This window comes from Rubrivivax sp. JA1026 (genome assembly GCF_011065555.1).
GTDB lineage: Bacteria > Pseudomonadota > Gammaproteobacteria > Burkholderiales > Burkholderiaceae_C > Rubrivivax > Rubrivivax benzoatilyticus.
This window is the reverse complement of record NZ_JAALCQ010000003.1, coordinates 92,934-107,252: the sequence shown is the minus strand read 5'-3', so window position 1 is coordinate 107,252 and position 14,319 is coordinate 92,934. Positions and strand designations below refer to the sequence as shown.

General features: G+C 71.3%; 14 protein-coding genes. 4 read left to right on the top strand and 10 right to left on the bottom strand.

The window, feature by feature from the left end; genetic code table 11:
* Positions 1-239: 239 nt before the first annotated feature.
* Together mutS and G5B56_RS06960 are read right to left on the bottom strand one after the other, a co-directional pair.
* On the bottom strand, positions 240-2,837 hold the full coding sequence (gene mutS / locus G5B56_RS06965; protein ID WP_164962740.1) for a DNA mismatch repair protein MutS: 2,598 nt from the start codon (positions 2,835-2,837) through the stop codon (positions 240-242).
* A gap of 95 nt (positions 2,838-2,932) precedes the next feature.
* The gene (locus tag G5B56_RS06960) at positions 2,933-3,901 is read right to left on the bottom strand and encodes an inositol monophosphatase family protein (RefSeq protein WP_009857707.1); all 969 of its coding nucleotides are present in this window, start codon (positions 3,899-3,901) and stop codon (positions 2,933-2,935) included.
* A gap of 113 nt (positions 3,902-4,014) precedes the next feature.
* Between G5B56_RS06960 and G5B56_RS06955 the strand changes: the two genes are divergently transcribed.
* Both G5B56_RS06955 and cysE read left to right on the top strand, forming a co-directional pair.
* Positions 4,015-4,737, top strand: coding sequence for an RNA methyltransferase (locus tag G5B56_RS06955; RefSeq protein ID WP_029718866.1), 723 nt, complete (start codon positions 4,015-4,017; stop codon positions 4,735-4,737).
* A gap of 19 nt (positions 4,738-4,756) precedes the next feature.
* A complete protein-coding gene (gene cysE, locus G5B56_RS06950; RefSeq protein WP_009857709.1) occupies positions 4,757-5,536 on the top strand; it encodes a serine O-acetyltransferase in 780 nt (259 codons plus the stop codon).
* A gap of 168 nt (positions 5,537-5,704) precedes the next feature.
* Here cysE and mog read toward each other — a convergent pair whose 3' ends face one another.
* Together mog and yjgA are read right to left on the bottom strand one after the other, a co-directional pair.
* The gene (mog, locus tag G5B56_RS06945; protein ID WP_164962739.1) at positions 5,705-6,298 is read right to left on the bottom strand and encodes a molybdopterin adenylyltransferase; all 594 of its coding nucleotides are present in this window, start codon (positions 6,296-6,298) and stop codon (positions 5,705-5,707) included.
* Entirely contained in the window at positions 6,295-6,852 is a 558-nt protein-coding gene (gene yjgA, locus G5B56_RS06940; protein ID WP_009857711.1) for a ribosome biogenesis factor YjgA, read from the bottom strand. Before yjgA ends, mog begins: the two co-directional genes overlap by 4 nt.
* A 91-nt stretch (positions 6,853-6,943) precedes the next feature.
* Between yjgA and pmbA the strand changes: the two genes are divergently transcribed.
* Positions 6,944-8,323, top strand: a complete 1,380-nt coding sequence (gene pmbA, locus G5B56_RS06935; protein WP_164962738.1) for a metalloprotease PmbA — start codon at positions 6,944-6,946, stop codon at positions 8,321-8,323.
* A 125-nt stretch (positions 8,324-8,448) separates the two neighbouring features.
* Positions 8,449-9,531 carry a TRAP transporter substrate-binding protein gene (locus G5B56_RS06930; RefSeq protein ID WP_009857713.1) on the top strand — a complete coding sequence of 361 codons (1,083 nt, stop codon included), beginning with the start codon at positions 8,449-8,451 and terminating at the stop codon, positions 9,529-9,531.
* A gap of 80 nt (positions 9,532-9,611) precedes the next feature.
* Here G5B56_RS06930 and G5B56_RS06925 read toward each other — a convergent pair whose 3' ends face one another.
* The 6 genes from G5B56_RS06925 to ybiB all read right to left on the bottom strand — a co-directional run bounded on the left by G5B56_RS06925 (position 9,612) and on the right by ybiB (position 14,196).
* Positions 9,612-11,303: a TRAP transporter large permease subunit gene (locus G5B56_RS06925; RefSeq protein ID WP_164962886.1), complete on the bottom strand. Its 1,692-nt coding sequence runs from the start codon at positions 11,301-11,303 to the stop codon at positions 9,612-9,614.
* A complete protein-coding gene (locus G5B56_RS06920; protein ID WP_009857715.1) occupies positions 11,303-11,896 on the bottom strand; it encodes a TRAP transporter small permease subunit in 594 nt (197 codons plus the stop codon). The genes G5B56_RS06925 and G5B56_RS06920 overlap by 1 nt, the downstream gene beginning before the upstream one ends.
* Positions 11,897-11,990: 94 nt before the next feature.
* On the bottom strand, positions 11,991-12,335 hold the full coding sequence (locus G5B56_RS06915) for a TIGR01244 family sulfur transferase (protein WP_029718867.1): 345 nt from the start codon (positions 12,333-12,335) through the stop codon (positions 11,991-11,993).
* A gap of 4 nt (positions 12,336-12,339) precedes the next feature.
* A complete protein-coding gene (locus G5B56_RS06910) occupies positions 12,340-12,786 on the bottom strand; it encodes a GatB/YqeY domain-containing protein (RefSeq protein WP_009857717.1) in 447 nt (148 codons plus the stop codon).
* A gap of 82 nt (positions 12,787-12,868) precedes the next feature.
* Positions 12,869-13,081 carry a 30S ribosomal protein S21 gene (gene rpsU, locus G5B56_RS06905; RefSeq protein ID WP_009857718.1) on the bottom strand — a complete coding sequence of 71 codons (213 nt, stop codon included), beginning with the start codon at positions 13,079-13,081 and terminating at the stop codon, positions 12,869-12,871.
* 155 nt (positions 13,082-13,236) lie between these two features.
* A complete protein-coding gene (gene ybiB / locus G5B56_RS06900) occupies positions 13,237-14,196 on the bottom strand; it encodes a DNA-binding protein YbiB (RefSeq protein ID WP_164962737.1) in 960 nt (319 codons plus the stop codon).
* Between the last annotated feature and the right edge of the window lie 123 nt (positions 14,197-14,319).

Below are 14,319 nucleotides of genomic sequence, written 5' to 3'. Positions count from 1 at the left end.
CGAAGGCCGCAAGCGTAGCAGCGGCCGGGGGTGCCGGGGTCGGGGTCAGGTACGGGGTCAGTACGGGGGCCAGTATGGGGGCCAGTATGGGGTCAGGTCCCGAGGGACCTGACCCCATCGCCGCCCGAGTGACCCCATCGCCGCCGACCCCATCGCCGCCGACCCCATCGCCGCCATCGCCGTGACCCCATCGCCGAGGCGCCGCCAGGAACGGCCCGCCGGGCCGTCCATGTCCGGCCTCAGCCGAGCAGCGCCTTCAGCCGGTACAGCGCGTCCAGCGCCTCGCGTGGCGCCAGGCGGTCGGGGTCGATCGCGGCCAGCGCCGCTTCCACCGCCGAAGGCTCTGGCGCTGCCGCGGCCGGCGGCGGCGCGAACAGGTCGACCTGCGCGTGGCCGGCCTGGGCCTTGGCTTCCAGCGCCTCCAGCGTCGCCCGCGCCTGGCGGATCACCGTCGCCGGCATGCCGGCCAGGCGGGCGACCTGCACGCCGTAGCTGCGGCTCGCCGGGCCGGGTTCGATCTGGTGCAGGAAGACGATGTCGTGGCCGCTCTCGACGGCGCCGACGTGCAGGTTCAGCGCGCGTTCGTGCTCGGCCGGGAACTCGGTGAGCTCGAAGTAGTGCGTCGCGAACAGCGTGAAGCTGCGGTTGCGGTCGTGCAGCTGGGTCGCGATGGCCGCGGCCAGCGCCAGGCCGTCGAAGGTGCTGGTGCCGCGGCCGATCTCGTCCATCAGCACCAGGCTGTGCTCGGTGGCGGTGTGCACGATGGCCGCGGCCTCGGTCATCTCGAGCATGAAGGTCGACTGCGCGTTGGCCAGGTCGTCGGCCGCGCCGATGCGGGTGTGGATCGCGTCGACCGGCCCCAGACGGCAGGCGCTGGCCGGCACGTACGAGCCCATCGCCGCCAGCAGCACGATCAGCGCCACCTGGCGCATGAAGGTGCTCTTGCCGCCCATGTTGGGGCCGGTGATGACGAGCAGCCTGGTCTTCGCGTCGAGCCGGCAGTGGTTGGCGATGAACGGCCCGGCGCCGGTCTCGCGCAGCCGCGCCTCGACGACCGGGTGGCGGCCGGCCTCGATCTCGATGCAGGGGTAGGGCACGAACTCTGGGCGGCACCAGCCCAGCGCCGCGGCGCGTTCGGCCAGCGTTGCCAGCGCGTCCAGCGAAGCCAGCGCCCGCGCCAGCGCGGTCAGCGGCGGCAGCAGCGGCTGCAGCGCGTCGAGCACCTGCTCGTAGATCCACTTCTCGCGCGCCAGCGCACGCTCCTGCGCCGACAGCGCCTTGTCCTCGAAGGCTTTCAGCTCGGGCGTGATGTAGCGCTCGGCGTTCTTCAGCGTCTGGCGGCGCTGGTAGTCGGCCGGCACCTTGTCGCGGCCGGAGCTGGTGACCTCGATGTAGAAGCCGTGCACCTTGTTGAACTGCACACGCAGGTTGCCGATGCCGGTGCGCGCACGTTCGCGCGACTCCAGGTCGAGCAGGAAGGCGTCGCAGTTCTGGCTGATCGCGCGCAGCTCGTCGAGTTCGGCGTCGACGCCGGCGGCGATGACGCCGCCGTCGCGCAGCATCACTGCCGGCTCCTCGGCGATCGCCGACAGCACGTTGGCGATGCCGTCGTCGGGCGCCAGCGCGGCGTCGAACTCGGCCAGCAGCGGCGCGCCGGCCGGCACCGCGGTGCGCAGCGCCGGCAGGCCCAGCAGCGTCGCACGCAGCCCCGACAGTTCGCGCGGGCGCACCTGGCGCAGCGCGATGCGCGCGGTGATGCGCTCGACGTCGCTGACGCCGCGCAGCGCGTCGCGCAGCGGCTCGTAGCCCTGGTCCAGCAGGCAGGCGATGGCTTCGTGGCGCGCGCGCGCCTCGCTGCGGTCGCGCTGCGGGTGCGTCAGCCAGTGGCGCAGCCGGCGGCTGCCCATGCCGGTGCGGCAGGTGTCCAAGAGCGACAGCAGCGTCGGGCTGTCCTCGCCACGCAGCGTCTGCACCAGCTCGAGGTTGCGGTGCGTAGCCGGCGGCAGCTCGATCAGCTCGCTGGAACGCGGCACGGCGACGCTGCGCAGATGCGCCAGCGCGCGGCCCTGGGTGTGTTCGGCAAAACTCAGCAGCGCCGCGGCGGCGGCGTGCGCGACCTTCAGCTCCTGGGCGCCGAAGCCGGCCAGCGTCGCGACCTGCAGCTGCTCGCGCAGCTTGCGTTCGCCCAAAGCCGACTCGAACTGCCAGGCCGGGCGCGCCGTGCGCGCGCAAGGCGCCTGGGCGAGTGCTGCCGGCAGCTCGCCGCTGCCGTCGTGCAGCAGCTCAGCCGGCTGCAGCCGCGCCAGCCAGCCGGCGAGTTCACGCTCGCTGCATTCGGTGAGCCCGAGCTCGCCGCTGGCCAGGCCCAGCCAGGCCAGGCCCCAGGCGTTGCGCTGGCGGTGCACGGCCAGCAGCAGCGTGTCGCTGCGTTCGGCCAGCAGCTCGCTGTCGGTCACCGTGCCCGGCGTGACGACACGCACCACCTTGCGTTCGACCGGGCCCTTGGCGGCACCGACCTCGCCGACCTGCTCGGCGATCGCCACCGCCTCGCCCAGCTTCAGCAGCCGCGCGAGATAGGCGTCGACCGAATGCACCGGCACGCCGGCCATCACCACCGGCTCGCCGGCGCTCTGGCCGCGGGTCGTCAGCGTGATGTCCAGCAGCCGGTTGGCCTTGCGCGCGTCGTCGTAGAAGAGCTCGTAGAAATCGCCCATCCGGTAGAAGACGAGCGTGTCCGGAAACTCCGCTTTGATCCGTAGATACTGGACCATCATGGGCGTGTGACCCGAGAAATCGGGCGCGGCGGGGGCGGAGGCGGTCGGGGTGTCGGCGGACATGCGGTGGGGGCGCTGAAACGACAGCCGCCGGCTCGCGTGAGCGGCCGGCGGCGCGGGGATTCACGGGGCGGGGCGCCAGAGGCGCCGCCGCGGCCTCACATCGGCGCGTCGCCGGGCTTGGCCAGGTCGGCCTTGCGGATGCGCGTCGGGCGCTTCTTCTCGGCCGGGGCGGCCGGCGTCGGCGCGGCCGCGGCGACGAAGGCGTCGGTCGCGTCGGGCTGGGCGGCGGCGGTGGCCGGCGCGGCCTCGGGTTCCTTGATGACGCGGGTGTACGGCGCCAGGATCTGCACCAGCTGGCCGTAGACCTTCGGGTTGCCGGCGACGACCTCGCGCTGATAGAGGAAGTCGGCTTCGCCGGTGAAGTTGCCGATCAGGCCGCCGGCCTCGGTGATGATCAGCGAGCCCGCGGCGATGTCCCAGGGGCTCAGCCCGGTCTCGAAGAAGCCGTCGTAATGGCCGGCGGCGACGTAGCACAGGTCCAGCGCGGCAGCGCCCGGGCGGCGCAGGCCGGCGCAGCTCTGCATCACCTCCTCGAACATCTTCACGTAGCGCTTGAAGTTGTCGCCCTTGCGGAACGGGAAGCCGGTTCCGACCAGCGAGTCCGACAGCCGCGTGCGCTTGGAGACCCGCAGGCGGCGGTCGTTGAGGTAGGCGCCGCGGCCGCGCGAGGCGTAGAACAGGTCGTTGCGCGTCGGGTCGTAGACGACGGCCTGCTGCACCTGGCCGCGGTGGGCCAGCGCGATCGACACCGCGTAGACCGGGAAGCCGTGCAGGAAGTTGGTCGTGCCGTCCAGCGGGTCGATGATCCAGACGAACTCGCTGTCGCGAGAGCCGTGTTCGCGGCCCGACTCCTCGGCCAGGATGCCGTGGCCCGGATAGGCCTCCAGCAGCGTCTCGATGATGACCTGCTCGGCCGCACGGTCGACCTCGGTGACGAAGTCGTTCGGGCCCTTGCTGCCGACCTTCAGCACGTCCAGGTCCAGCGCCGCCCGGTTGATGATGGACCCTGCCGCGCGGGCCGCCTTCACGGCGATGTTGAGCATGGGATGGATCGCGGTCGACATGGGCAGGGCCTGTTCGTAGGGGAGTGGGGGCGGGGCGGGATGAAAGAGCGGTGCACGCAGGGCCGGCGACAATGCGCGCCCCGCAGCGTGTGCAACCCGGCATTTTAACGGTGATGACCGACCCGACCCGATTCGTTCTCGTGGAAACCAGCCATGCCGGCAACGTCGGCGCGGCCGCGCGTGCGATGAAGGTGATGGGCTTCACGGATCTGGTGCTCGTGCGCCCGCGCTGGGCCGACGTGCTGCAGCGCGAGGAGACGCTGGCGATGGCCAGCGGCGCCACCGACGTGCTGGCCGGCGCGCGCATCGTCGCCACGCTGGCCGAGGCGCTGGACGGCGTCACGCACGCCTGCGCGACGGCGATGACGCCGCGCGACTTCGGCCCGCCGACGGCAGCGCCGCGCCCGCACTTCGCCGAGCTGGCCGCACGCGGCGATGACCGCGTGGCCTTCGTCTTCGGCCCCGAGCGCACGGGGCTGGCCAACGACGACGTCTACCGCTGCCACGTCTGCCTCTCGATCCCGACGCATCCCGACTACGGCTCGCTGAATCTGGCCCAGGCGGTGCAGATCCTGGCCTACGACTGGCGCCAGGCGCAAGGCGGCTTCCCGGTCGTCGCGCGCACCGCCGACCCGCGCCTGGCCGACGCCGCCGCGGTGCAGGGCGTGCTCGAGCACTGGCAGCGCACGCTGGTCGAGATCGGTTTCCTCGACCCCGAGGCGCCGAAGAAGCTGATGCCGCGGCTCAACCAGCTGGCCAACCGTATGCGCCTGACGCATGAAGAAGTGCAGATCCTGCGAGGGATCGCACGTGCAGCTACACTGAAACGCGACTGATTCCCCCGGAGCCCACCCCATGTTCGCCCGTCTGCGTGAGGACATCGCCTGCATCCGCGAGCGCGATCCCGCCGCCCGTTCGACGTGGGAGGTGCTGACCTGTTACCCGGGTCTGCACGCGCTGGTGATGCACCGCCGCGCGCACTGGTGCTGGACGCACGGCCTGCGCTGGCTGGCGCGGTTCATCTCGCACGTCTCGCGCTGGGCCACCGGCATCGAGATCCACCCCGGCGCCAAGATCGGCCGCCGGGTGTTCATCGACCACGGCATGGGCCTGGTGATCGGCGAGACCGCCGAGGTCGGCGACGAGTGCACGCTCTACCACGGCGTGACGCTGGGCGGCACCTCGCTGGAGCGCGGCGCCAAGCGCCATCCGACGCTGGGCCGCGGTGTCATCGTCGCCGCCGGCGCCAAGGTGCTGGGCGGCTTCACCGTCGGTGACGGCGCGCGTGTCGGCTCCAATGCCGTGCTGCTGCAGCCGGTGCCGCCGGGCGCCACCGCGGTCGGCATCCCGGCGCGCATCGTCGTCAAGAACGCCGACGCCGAGCGCGAGGAACGCGCCGCGCGCCTGGGCTTCTCGGCCTACGGCGTGACGCAGGGCGACGACCCGGTGTCGCTGGCGATGAAGGGGCTGATCGACAGCGCCTCGGGCCACGAGCACCAGATCGCGCTGCTCTGGCAGGCGATCGAGAAGCTCGCCGCCCGCTCGCGCGAGCTGCCGGCCGCCGACTGCGTGCCGCAGGACGCGCACACCACCGAGCGTTTCGACGCCGACCGGCTGAACCGCCTGGTCAAGTAGCGCCGCAAGGCCGGCGGATGCCGGGGTCAGGTCCTGCGGGACCTGACCCCTTTTCTTTCGTGACGCCGCCGAAGCCCGGAAGCCCGGGGTCAGGTCCCACGGGACCTGACCCCGTCTTCTGACCCCGTCTTCCGTGGGACCTGACCCCGTCCTCCGGTCTCCAGTCGTTCAGCTCTCTGAAGCCGGCCGCTGCGCCGACTTCGGCCGGAAGGCCGCGCAGCGCGCCGGGTCGGTCTCCAGGTACGGCCCGCCGATCAGGTCGATGCAGTAGGGCACCGCGGCGAAGATGCCGCGCACTGGCGGCGTGGCCTGCGGCAGGCCTTCCAGCGTCTCGGCGATCGCCTTGGGCTGGCCCGGCAGGTTGAGGATCAGCGCCCGGCCGCGCACCACCGCCGTCTGGCGCGACAGGATCGCCGTCGGCACGAAGGCCAGGCTGATCTGGCGCATCTGCTCGCCGAAGCCGGGCAGCTCGCGCTCGGCGACGTCGAGTGTCGCCTCGGGCGTCACGTCGCGCGGCGCCGGGCCGGTGCCGCCGGTGGTCAGCACCAGAGCGCAGCCGCGTTCGTCGACCAGTTCACGCAGCGTCGCGGCGATCAGCGGCCGTTCGTCGGGGATCAGCCGCTCCTCCCACTCGACCGGGTTGCGCAGCGCCGCCGACAGCCAGGCGCGCAGCGCCGGCAGGCCCTTGTCCTCGTAGACGCCGGACGAGGCCCGGTCGCTGATCGAGACCAGGCCGATGCGCACGCTGTCCTGAGCGCTCATGCCGGGATCTCGATGAAGGGTTTGAGGAACTGGAACAGCTCGCGGAAGTTCTTCGTCTGGCGCTGCTCGACGCTGGCCGCGGCGTCGCGGCGCGCGGCGCGCACCAGGCTGCGCAGACGCTGCACGTCGGTCTCGGGGTGGGCCTGAACCCAGCGGTCGAGCGCCGCGTCGTCGGCGATCAGCTCGGCGCGCCAGCGTTCGGCCTCGTGCAGCTTCAGCGTCTCGCGCGCCGAGCCCAGCGCGGCGGCGGCGACGGCCTCGCGCAGCACCTCCTCGTCGGCCGAGCGCATCAGCTTGCCGATGTACTGCATCTGGCGGCGCCGCCCCTCGTGCGAGCGCGTGCGGCGGTACTCCTCGATCGCGTCGCGCAAGGCTTCGGGCATCTCGACGGCGGCCAGGCGCTCGTCGGACAGCGCGGCGACCTGCTCGCCGAGGGTCTGCAGCTCGTGCGACTTCTGCTTGAGCTGGGTCTTGCTGGGGCGGTCGTCGTCGGCGTCGGTGCCGCCGCCGTAGGGGAGTTCGAGGCCGCGGTGCGGTGCTGCGCGTCGGGTCATCGCGGACAGGGTCTTGGAAGCGGGCCGGTATCATAGTCGGGCGCCTCCTTTCTCCGCTTTCCGAGCCGGTTCCGGCCCGTTCCTCCCCACGATGACGACCTCCAGCGCCCCCGGCTTCGCCTACCGCCGCGACCAGTTCCAGCAGATCGTCGACGACGTTCTCGCCCAGGCGAAGAAGCTCGGGGCCAGCGACGCCGGCGTCGAGGTCTCCGAAGGCGTGGGCCTGTCGGTGTCGGTGCGCATGGGCGAGCTCGAGAACGTCGAGCGCAACCAGGACAAGTCGCTGGGCGTCAGCGTCTACCTCGGCCACCGCCGCGGCAACGCCAGCACCTCCGACTTCTCGCCCGCGGCGATCTCGCGCACCGTGCAGGCGGCTTACGACATCGCCCGCTTCACCGCCGAGGACCCGGTCGCCGGCCTGCCCGACGAGCAGGATCTGGCCACCGCCGACGAGGCCGCGCGCGACCTCGACCTGTTCCACCCCTGGGACATCGACGCTGCCGGCGCCGCCGAGCTGGCGCGGCGCTGCGAGGCCGCGGCCTTCGCCGTCGACCGCCGCATCACCAACTCCGAGGGCGCCGGCGTCTCGGCGCAGCAGTCGCACTTCTGGGCCGGCAACACGCGCGGCTTCCGCGGCGGCTACGCGAGTTCGCGCCACTACCTGTCGGTGGCGCCGATCGCCTCGCTGCCGGGCCGTCGCCACGACATGCAGCGCGACGCCTGGTACAGCTCGATGCGCAACGCCGCCGAGCTGGCCTCGCCCGAGGCCGTCGGCCGCTACGCCGCCGAACGCGCGCTGTCGCGGCTGAAGTCGCGCCGCGTCGCCACCGCCGAGGTGCCGGTGCTGTTCGAGTCGACGGTCGCCGCCGGCCTGCTGGGGGCCTACGTGCAGGCCACCTCGGGCGGCGCGCTGTACCGCAAGGCCAGCTTCCTGTACGGCTGCCTGGGCGAGAAGGTGCTGCCGGCGCACGTCGACATCGTCGAGGACCCGCATGCCGCCAAGGGCAAGGGCAGCGCGCCCTTCGACGACGAAGGCGTGCGCACCCGCGGCCGTCGCGTCGTCGACGCCGGTGTCGTGCAGGGTTACTTCCTGTCGAGCTACTCGGCGCGCAAGCTGGGCCTGCGCACCACCGGCAACGCCGGCGGCTCGCACAACCTGGCGATGAGCAGCCGGCTGACGCAGCCCGGCGACGACCTCGACACGATGCTGCGCCGCCTGGGTCGCGGCCTGTTCGTCACCGAGCTGATGGGCCAGGGCGTCAACTACGTCACCGGCGACTACTCGCGCGGCGCTGCCGGCTTCTGGGTCGAGGACGGCCGCATCGCCTTCCCGGTGCACGAGGTGACGATCGCCGGCAACCTGCGCGAGATGCTCGCCGGCATCGTCGCCATCGGCTCGGACGTCTACGAGCAGGGCAGCAAGTCGGTCGGCTCGGTGCTGCTGGACCGCATGAAGCTGGCCGGCGCCTGACGCTGTTGCGCCGCCGCACGGCGCGCGCTGCCGAACGGGAAAACCCCTCGGAGACCCAGGGGGGTGCTGCCTAGAATCCTGCGCACCCGAACCTCTCACCGCTGTCGGGATCAGGAGACACTTTCATGGAACGTCGTTCCTTCGTCCGAGGCGCCGGCCTGGCCGGCGTGCTCGCCGCCGGCACCGCGCCGGCCATCGTTCACGCGCAGAGCACGATCCGCTGGCGCCTGGCGTCGAGCTTCCCGAAGTCGCTCGACACCATCTTCGGTGCCGCCGAACTGTTCGCCAAGCGCGTCGGCGAGATGTCGGGCGGCAAGTTCCAGATCTCGGTGCATGCCGGCGGCGAGCTGATGCCCGCGTTTGGCGTCGTCGACGGCGTGCAGAACGGCACCGTCGAGATGGCGCACACGGCGCCGTACTACTTCGTCGGCAAGGACATCACCTTCGCGCTCGGCACGGCGATCCCGTTCGGCCTGAACTCGCGCCAGATGACCGCCTGGATGTACCAGGGCAACGGCCTGACGCTGATGCGCGAGTTCTACGCCAACTACAACATCATCAGCTTCCCCGGCGGCAACACCGGCGCCCAGATGGGCGGCTGGTTCCGCAAGCCGATCACCAAGCTGGCCGACCTGAAGGGCCTGCGCCTGCGCACCGTGGGCGTCACCGGCCAGGTGATGGAGCGCCTGGGCGTCGTCGTGCAGGCGCTGCCCGGCGCCGAGATCTACCAGGCGCTGGAGAAGGGCACGATCGACGCCGCCGAGTGGGTCGGCCCCTACGACGACCTGAAGCTGGGCTTCAACAAGGTCGCGCCGCACTACGCCTACCCGGCCTGGTGGGAAGGCGGCCCGCAGCTGGACTTCTTCATCAACACCAAGGCCTTCGGCGGCCTGCCGGCCGAGTACAAGGCGATGATCCAGGCGGCGGCCTCCGAGGCCCACGTCGACATGCAGGCCCGGTACGACGCGCGCAACCCGAACGCGCTGCGCCAGCTGGTGGCCGGCGGCACCAAGCTGTTCCGCTTCCCGAAGGACACGATGGACGAGGCCTTCAAGCAGGCGATGGCGCTGTACGCCGAGATCTCGGCCAAGAACCCGGCCTGGAAGAAGGTCTACACCGACTTCTCCAAGTTCCGCAGCGAGCAGAACCTCTGGTACCGCTTCGCCGAGGCCGGCTTCGACAGCTACATGCAGTCGCAGAAGGTCTGACGCGCGAGGCCGGGTCAGGGCGTCGCGCCCACGCTCCGGCGGCCAGCAGAGGGGTCAGGTCCTGTGGGACCTGACCCCTTTCATTCTTGTTGCCCCGGCGCGCTGGCCGGCGGTGCGCCGAACAGCTCGTCCAGGTTCTCGGTGCTCTGGTCGCGGTCCTCGGCCGGCGGCTGGGCCTCGATGACGACGCCGCTGGTGTCCAGCGCGGCCTTCTTGTCCAGCCCGCCGGAGACCAGGTTCGGGAAGGCGATGACCAGCGCCACCATGATGATCTGGATGATCACGAACGGGATCGCGCCGCGGTAGATCTGGCCCGTGGTCACGCGGCCGATGCGCCGGCCGGTCGGCCGGTCGACGTAGTCCTCGGCCGGCGCCACGCTGCGCAGGTAGAACAGCGCGAAACCGAACGGCGGGTGCATGAACGAGGTCTGCATGTTCAGCGCCAGCAGCACGCCCAGCCAGACGAGGTCGATGCCCAGCTTGTCGGCCACCGGCGCCAGCAGCGGCACGACGATGAACGCGAGCTCGAAGTAGTCGAGGAAGAACGCGAGCACGAAGATCAGCACGTTCACCGCGATCAGGAAGCCGGTCTGGCCGCCCGGCAGGCCGGTGAGCAGCTTCTCCACCCAGTGCGGGCCCTCGACGCCCTGGAAGGTCAGGCTGAAGACCGTCGAGCCGATCAGGATGAACATGACGAAGCACGAGAGCTTCATCGTCGTGTCCATCGCCTGGCGCAGCAGCGGCAGCGACAGCCGCCGGCGCACCACCGCCATCGCCAGCGCGCCGACGGCGCCCATCGCGCCGCCTTCGGTCGGCGTGGCGATGCCCAGGAAGATCGTGCCCAGCACCAGGAAGATCAGCGCCAGCGGCGGGATCAGCACGAAGGTCACGCGCTCGGCCATCTGCGACAGCAGCCGCGCGCGCACGACGCGGTTGAGCACCGCCAGCACGAAGGCGGTGCCGACGCCGACCGACATCGACAGCACGATCAGCTCGTCGGTCGGCATGCTGTCGGGGCGGGTGTGGGCGAAGGCCAGCGCCGAGGCCAGCGAGACCAGCGCCAGCACGCCCAGCGAGCGCAGCCCGGAGCGGCCGTCGTCCTCGCGGATCGTGCGCGCCTCGGGCGGCAGGGCCGGCACGGCGGCCGGCCGCAGGAAGGCGATGCCGACGACGTAGAGCACGTACAGCCCGGTGAGCAGGAAGCCGGGGATGAAGGCGCCCTTGTACATGTCGCCGACGCTGCGGCCGAGCTGGTCGGCCATGATGATCAGCACCAGCGACGGCGGGATGATCTGCGCCAGCGTGCCCGACGCGGCGATGACGCCGCTGGCCACGCGCCGGTCGTAGCCGTAGCGCAGCATGATCGGCAGCGAGATCAGCCCCATCGAGATCACCGACGCGGCGACGACGCCGGTGGTCGCCGCGAGCATCGCGCCGACGAGGATCACCGCGAAGGCCAGGCCGCCGCGGATCGGCCCGAACAGCTGGCCGATGGTGTCGAGCAGGTCCTCGGCCATGCCCGAGCGCTCGAGGATCAGCCCCATGAAGGTGAAGAACGGCACCGCCAGCAGCGTGTCGTTCTGCAGGATGCCGAAGATGCGCAGCGGCAGCGCCTGCATCAGCGACGACGGCAGCAGGCCGAGCTCGATGCCGATGAAGCCGAAGGCCAGCCCGCAGGCAGCCAGCGAGAACGCGACCGAGTAGCCTGCCAGCAGGAACAGCACCAGGCCCGCGAACATGATCGGGGCCATGTTGGCCGAGAGGAACTCGATCACTTCTTCGCTCCATCGGCCTGCTGGCGCAGGAAGGCGGCCAGTTCCTCCTCGTCGCTGCGGCTCTTGCCGCGCCGGCCCGGGTCATCGGCCAGCCCGCGCAGGAAGGCGATGCGCTTGATGAACTCGGACACGCCCTGCAGCAGCAGCAGCGTGAAGCCGGCAGGCACCAGCGCGTAGACCGGCCAGCGGATCAGGCCGCCGGCGTTGGACGACATCTCGCCGGTTTCGTAGGCCTTGATGACCAGCGGCAGCACCAGGTCGATGACGAGCAGGCCGAAGGGCATCAGGAACAGCACGATGCAGACCGCCTCGACCACGACCTGCGTGCGGCGCTGGAAGCGGCCGAGCACGACGTCGATGCGCACGTGCTCCTGGCGCAGCATCGTGTAGCCCGCGGCGAGCAGGAACACCGCGGCGAACAGATACCACTGGATCTCGAGGAAGGCGTTCGAGCTGACGGCAAAGGCCTTGCGCGCGACGGCGTTGGTGGCGCTGATCAGCACCATCACCAGCACGAGCCAGGCGAGGTGGCGGCCGACGAACTCGTTGATCGCGTCGATGAGCCTTGAGAGGCGGAGTAGGGCGGACACGTTGTCTCCAGTGGCGGGCGCTCGCCGCCGCTCGCGTCCGGCGAGGCGGACGCCAGGGGATGCCGGTGGCGGGTGCGGCCGGTTGCGGCCGCGCTCAGCCGGCCGTGGCCAGCTGGTACAGCCGCGCCGAGCGGCTGCCGGAGCGGCAGAACATCAGCAGCGGCCGCGGCAGTTCGCGCAGCAGCGCGGCGCAGGCCGCGATCTCTTCGGGCGACTGGTAGCCGCCGGCGACCGGCAGGTGCCGGTACTCCAACCCCGCCGCGCGGGCCGCGGTCTCGATCTCCGCGCTGGTGGGTTGACCGGGCCCGTGCTCGTGGTCGGGCCGGTTGTTGATGACGCTGCGGAACCCGGCGCGGGCCGCCTCGGCCATCGCTTCCGGGGGGAGTTGGGGAGCGACGTAGACGTCTGGGGCGATCGCGCGCAGTGCTGGGGCGTTCATGCCCCTACTTTGCCAGAGCCTGCTTGACCGCGGCGGACACCAGCGCCATTTCCGCCTTCCCCGCGAGACGGGTCTTGGCAGCGGCCATCACGCGGCCCATGTCGCCGGGGCCGGCGGCGCCGAGCTCGGCCACCAGCGCCGCGATCTCGGCGCCGATCTGCTCGGCCGACAGGCGCTGCGGCACGTAGGCCTCGAGCACCGTGATCTCGGCGCTCTCCTTGGCCACGAGGTCCGGCCGGCCGCCCTGCTCGAAGGCGACGACCGAGTCCTTGCGCTGCTTGATCAGCTTGTCGACGATGGCGATGACGGCGGCATCGTCCAGCACCACGCGCTCGTCGACCTCGCGCTGCTTGATCGCCGCCTGCAGCATGCGGATCGTCGACAGGCGTTCGCTGTCCTTGGCCCGCATCGCGGCCTTCATGTCTTCGCTGATCCGTTCCTTCAGGCTCATCGTCTTCTTTCGTCGGACAAAAAGGAAAAGCCCGCTGCGGCGTCCCGCGCGGGCTGTTCGTTGTGGCGCGCGGCCGAAGGTCTTAGTAGAGCTTCTTCGGCAGCTGCATGCTGCGCACGCGCTTGAAATGACGCTTCACCGCGGCGGCCTTCTTGCGCTTGCGCTCGGCCGTGGGCTTCTCGTAGAACTCGCGCGCGCGCAGTTCGGTCAGCAGACCGATCTTTTCGATGGTGCGCTTGAAGCGGCGCAGGGCAACGTCGAACGGCTCGTTCTCTTTGACGCGGATGGTGGTCATGTAAGCAGGGATCCCGTGTGGTGTGTGCGCTCGGTGTCTCGGCGGTTCTGGGCTGACCCAGGCGAACCGAGATCGACACGCTAGGTGTTTGCCAGCAAAGCGCGCGATTCTAGCCTGTTCTGGCGGCGCTTGCCAAGCTGGTGATGACGCGGGCCTCAAGCGCCGGCGGCCTCGCGCGCGAGGCGCGGCTCCTGCAGCTCGTCGAGCGCGCCGAGGATGCAGGCCACCTGCCGGGCCAGCGGCGCCGGGGCCGGCTTCTCGCCGCTGAGCACCGACTGGATGTACAGCGCGGTGGTCGCGGCGTCGATCTCGCGCGGCAGCACCGGCAGCTCGGTCACCACGCCCTCGTGCGCCGGCAGCGACCATTCGCTGCGCAGCTGGCCGCCGATCCAGGTCTCCATGCGCGGCTGCCGGCGCGGGTCGGCTGCCGCCTCGCCTTCGGTGCCGCGCAGCAGCATCACGTCGACACGCTCGCGCTGCGCCCAGGCGCCCAGCAGCGCCCCGAACTCGGGGTGCGTGAAACTCGCCAGGCGCAGCACACGCGCGCCGGTGCAGGGGTTGAGCATCTTGGCGATCGTGTGGCCGCTGTTGCGCAGGCCGACGCTCCAGCGCACGTCCAGCAGGCGCTGCAGCGCCGGGCTCAGCGTCGCCGTGGCGACGTAGGCGGGCTCGTGCCGCGCCCAGAAGGCGTGCACGTCGCCCTCGTCCTGGGCGACCGGCATGCCCAGGTCGTGGAAGATCGTCGCCGTCGTCACGCGCGCCGGATCGTGGCCGATGCCATGCACGAGCACGCGCGCGCCTTCCTGGGCCAGCGTCATCGCCAGCAGCGGCGTCAGGTTGGGCAGGCGCCTGGCGCCGTTGTAGCTGGGGATCACGACGACCGGCCCGTCGGCGTGGAAGCTCGTCAGCCGGGCCTGGGTCGCCGCCAGGAAGCCGACCAGCTCGTCGAGCGTCTCGCCCTTCATGCGCATCGCCAGCGCGAAGGCGCCGATCTCCAGGTCGGACGCCTCGCCGTCCAGCACCGCGCCCATCAGCGCCTCGGCGGCGTCGGCCGACAGCGAACGCGCGCCGGCAGCGCCACGTCCGATCTCCTTCAGATAGCCCGCGATGCCCATGGTCTGGTGTCTCCCTAAGTCGGTTTCGCAAGTTCCGGACCGATTTCGGCGCGGAACCCGGGCGTCATCGAGCGGATTGGGGACCCGCCGGAACGCCGCGGCAATCCGGCCCGACACGGGGGC